Source organism: Chloroflexota bacterium (assembly GCA_020850535.1).
Classification (GTDB): Bacteria; Chloroflexota; UBA6077; order UBA6077; family JACCZL01; genus JADZEM01.
The window spans coordinates 1-3,251 of the sequence record JADZEM010000209.1 but is presented as its reverse complement, the minus strand read 5'-3'; the positions used below and the strand labels follow the sequence as shown (position 1 = coordinate 3,251).

Here is a 3,251-nt window from a genome sequence, read left to right as displayed (position 1 = left end):
GTGAACGCGGGCGCACGTCGTCGGTGCAGGCCCGAGCCGCCCTGGCATCGGCATCGTGCAGGAGATCGTAGCGAGGGGGCCGGGCAGCGTCAAACGGCCACGCCACGAGCAGCCTCGTCGAGGCTTGCAAGCCCCGCCTACAATCATTCAGTCGCTCCGCGACGAAACAAAGCTGACACGTAGCTCCGCTGGGCGACTCCACACGCGCTGCACCAGCCGAGCGCGCACAAAACCATGCTCGCCGGCCATGCCCAGCGTTGTCGCCGACCACCCCCTCCGGAGGAAGCATGCCGCTCGACCGTCAGTACATCAACCCTGAGGGCGGCCCCGCCCCCATTGCCTACACCCACACCGTCAAGATGGGGAATCTGGTCTTCGTCTCGGGTCAGCTGCCCATCGACAAGGACCGCCAGCTCGTGGCGCCGGGCGACCTGCGCGGCCAGACGCGGCAGGCCCTCGACAACATCACCCGCAATCTGACGGCAGCCGGGGCCTCCTGGAAGGATGTCGCCAAGGTCACCATCTTCGTCGTCGGGATGGAGCAGATCGGGGCCGTCCGCGAGGCGCGCGAGGCGTTCTACGCCGAGCAGGGCGTCCGGCCGCCGGCCTCGACGGCCATCGGCGTGGAGCGGCTCGCCGTCGAGGGGGCCATGATCGAGATCGAGGCGTACGCGGTCGTCGAGGCGTAGACCGCGCCGTCCGGTCGCAGCCTGCTATCGTCCGTTCGCCGGCGCGCCGGGTCTGGCGCGCGCACGTCACACCGGAGGTGACACCATGGCCGCGCTCGATCAGCTTCAGGGCCGCGCCTTCACCTGCCTGCTCGCAGGGCTCATCGGCGATGCGATGGGCACCCCGACCGAGAACCTCGAGCCGGCCCAGATCGAGGAGCGCTTCGGCTGGGTCTCGACCTTCGAGGGCGACGGCACCGACGACTCGTTGATGAAGGACTTGCTCTCGGATGCCCTGGTACAGACCGACGGCCACGCCACCGCCGACGACTGGGCCGCCCAGATCAACGCCCAGTCCGCCCGCATCCGCGAGCGCCGCGACAAGTTCTTCCCGTCCGTGCTGCACCTCGTCGGGAAGCTCCGCTACGGCTACTCCCCCCGCGAGGTCAGCGACGGCAACATGCCCAGCTCCAGCTCGGCGATGGCCATCGCGCCGGTCGGCATCGTCAACGCCGGCCACCCGCGCGCGGCCGCCGCCCAGGCCCAGGATCTGGCGAGCCTGATCCACACCGGCGATGTGAGCTTCTGCCAGGACGGCGCGGCGGCCGTCGCCGCCGCGATTGCCCAGGCGATGCTGCCCGGCACAACCATCGAGGACGTCGTGACGGCCTCGACGGCGTACCTCAAGCCGACCAGCGGCGCGCTGATGCGCGGGCTGATCGAGGAGGCTGTGGCGCTGGCCCGCGAGGTCGCCGACTACCGCGCCTTCCGCGAGGCGTACCACGCCCGCTTCCGCCAGACCATCGCCTGCGACTCCCGCGAGACGATCCCGGCGACCATCGCCCTCTGCCTGCTGGCCGATGGGGAGGCCGTGGCGGCTGTCGAGCTGGGCGCGAACTTCGGCCGCGACAGCGACACCATCGCCACGATGGCGGGGGCGATCTGCGGCGCGTTCGGCGGGGAGTCTGCCATCCCATCCGGGTGGCTCGCGCAGACCCCCGAAGCGACCGTCCAGGAGCAGCACCGGATGGCGCGGCGGCTGACCGAGATCGGGCAGGCGAAGGCGCAGAGCGAGATCGCCGCCTGGAGCCGGCTCGGCAGGTAGCCGCCGGGCGCGTCTTCCCCTGGGAGCGTCTTCCCCTGGGAGCGCGGCGAGCTATCATCTCGCCGTGTCTACGTCCGTTCCGCAGTCCACCGCCACCTCAACCGGTTCATCTGGCTCGTCAGCCTCCTCCGCTTCGGCCCAGGCCGGGCGCTCCTGGCGAGACCTCTACAGCTACTGGGCGGCGCTGATCGCCCTGGTGCTGGTCTCCGTCGGGTTCGGGGCCATTGCGCCATCGCTCTCGAACATCCTGGCCGAGCTTGCCGTCGGCGCGAGTGTCGGCTCGCTCCTGGTCAGCGCACTCGGGGCCGGGCGGCTGGCCGGCGGGTTCCCGGCTGGCATGGTCGTCGGGCGGCTCGGGCCGGGCCGCGTCATCCTGCTGGGCTGCAGCGTCTTCGTCGTCGGGTCCGTCATCGGCTGGCTGGCCCCGAACTTCTCATTCCTGGCGCTCGGCCGGTTCGTGCAGGGGGTCGGCCTGGGGATCGTGCCGGCCGGCGTGCTGGCCGGCATCATGGCCGGGGCCAAGGCCGAGCGCGCTGGCGGCTCGATGGCCCTGTACCAGTCGGCGCTGACGCTGGGCGGGGCGTTCGGCCCGGCCGTTGGCGGCCCCGTCGCCGAGTTGTACGACTGGCGCGCCGCACTCCTGTTCTGCGTGGGCGCGGGGCTGCTGGCGATCCTGATCGCGCTGCCGCTGGCGACGCGCCGGCCAGCCCCCACCTCCAAGCCGGCCGCCCCGCGCGAGCGTCTCGGCCTGAGCGCGCTGCTGGCCGTGATGCTGGTGCTGCTGCCGCACCTCGCCACCTTCCTGTTCCGGATGAGCGTGGCCCAACTGGCGCTGCCGCTCTACGCCTCCGGGCCGGCCGGCCTGGAACCGTCGATGGTCGGGCTGCTGCTCGGGTCGCAGGCGGTGATGGCGCTGGTGATGCTCGGGCCGGCCGGCTGGGCCACCAACAAGTTCGGGGTGCGGCCGGTGGTGGCAGGCGCGCTGTGCGTGGCCTCGGTCGCCGTGGGGCTGATGCCACTCGTGCCGACGCCCTACGGGCTGTGGGCGGCCACGGTCCTGTTCGGCGGCGGGCTGGCCGTGCTGGGGGTCGGCAGCGGCCTGCTGATCTTCACCCTGGAGGGGTACTCGACGGGGGCGCTCGTCGGAATCTACCGGCTCTCAGGCGATCTGATGCAGGTGTTCGGGCCGATTGTGATCGGGGCGGTGCTGGATGCGCTCGGGTTCCAGGTGAGCTTCTTCACGATGGCGGCGTGCGGGCTGCTGGCCATCGCCGGCGCGTACCTACGGCCCGGGGTTCGTAGGCCGTAGATCGCGGGTGGTGCGGAGGCCCTCACCCCCGACCCCTCTCCCTGTGCGCGGGAGAGGGGAGGCGCAAGATATTGACGGCTGGTCGCCCACACCAGAACACATTGGTCATGGTATACCCGGCACTGACATGTCTCCCCTCTCCCGCGCACAGGGAGAGGGGTCGGGGGTG

3 protein-coding genes are annotated in these 3,251 nt (G+C 71.4%); all 3 read left to right on the top strand.

Going from position 1 to position 3,251, the window contains the following annotated elements; genetic code table 11:
- The first annotated feature begins 287 nt into the window (after positions 1-287).
- The 3 genes from IT306_29300 (at position 288) to IT306_29290 (ending at position 3,082) form a co-directional block, all read left to right on the top strand.
- Positions 288-689: a RidA family protein gene (locus tag IT306_29300; protein MCC7372546.1), complete on the top strand. Its 402-nt coding sequence runs from the start codon at positions 288-290 to the stop codon at positions 687-689.
- A gap of 85 nt (positions 690-774) precedes the next feature.
- Complete coding sequence (locus IT306_29295; protein ID MCC7372545.1) at positions 775-1,773, top strand: ADP-ribosylglycohydrolase family protein; 999 nt, start codon at positions 775-777, stop codon at positions 1,771-1,773.
- Between the two features lie 64 nt (positions 1,774-1,837).
- Positions 1,838-3,082, top strand: a complete 1,245-nt coding sequence (locus tag IT306_29290; GenBank protein MCC7372544.1) for an MFS transporter — start codon at positions 1,838-1,840, stop codon at positions 3,080-3,082.
- The last annotated feature ends 169 nt before the right edge of the window (positions 3,083-3,251 follow it).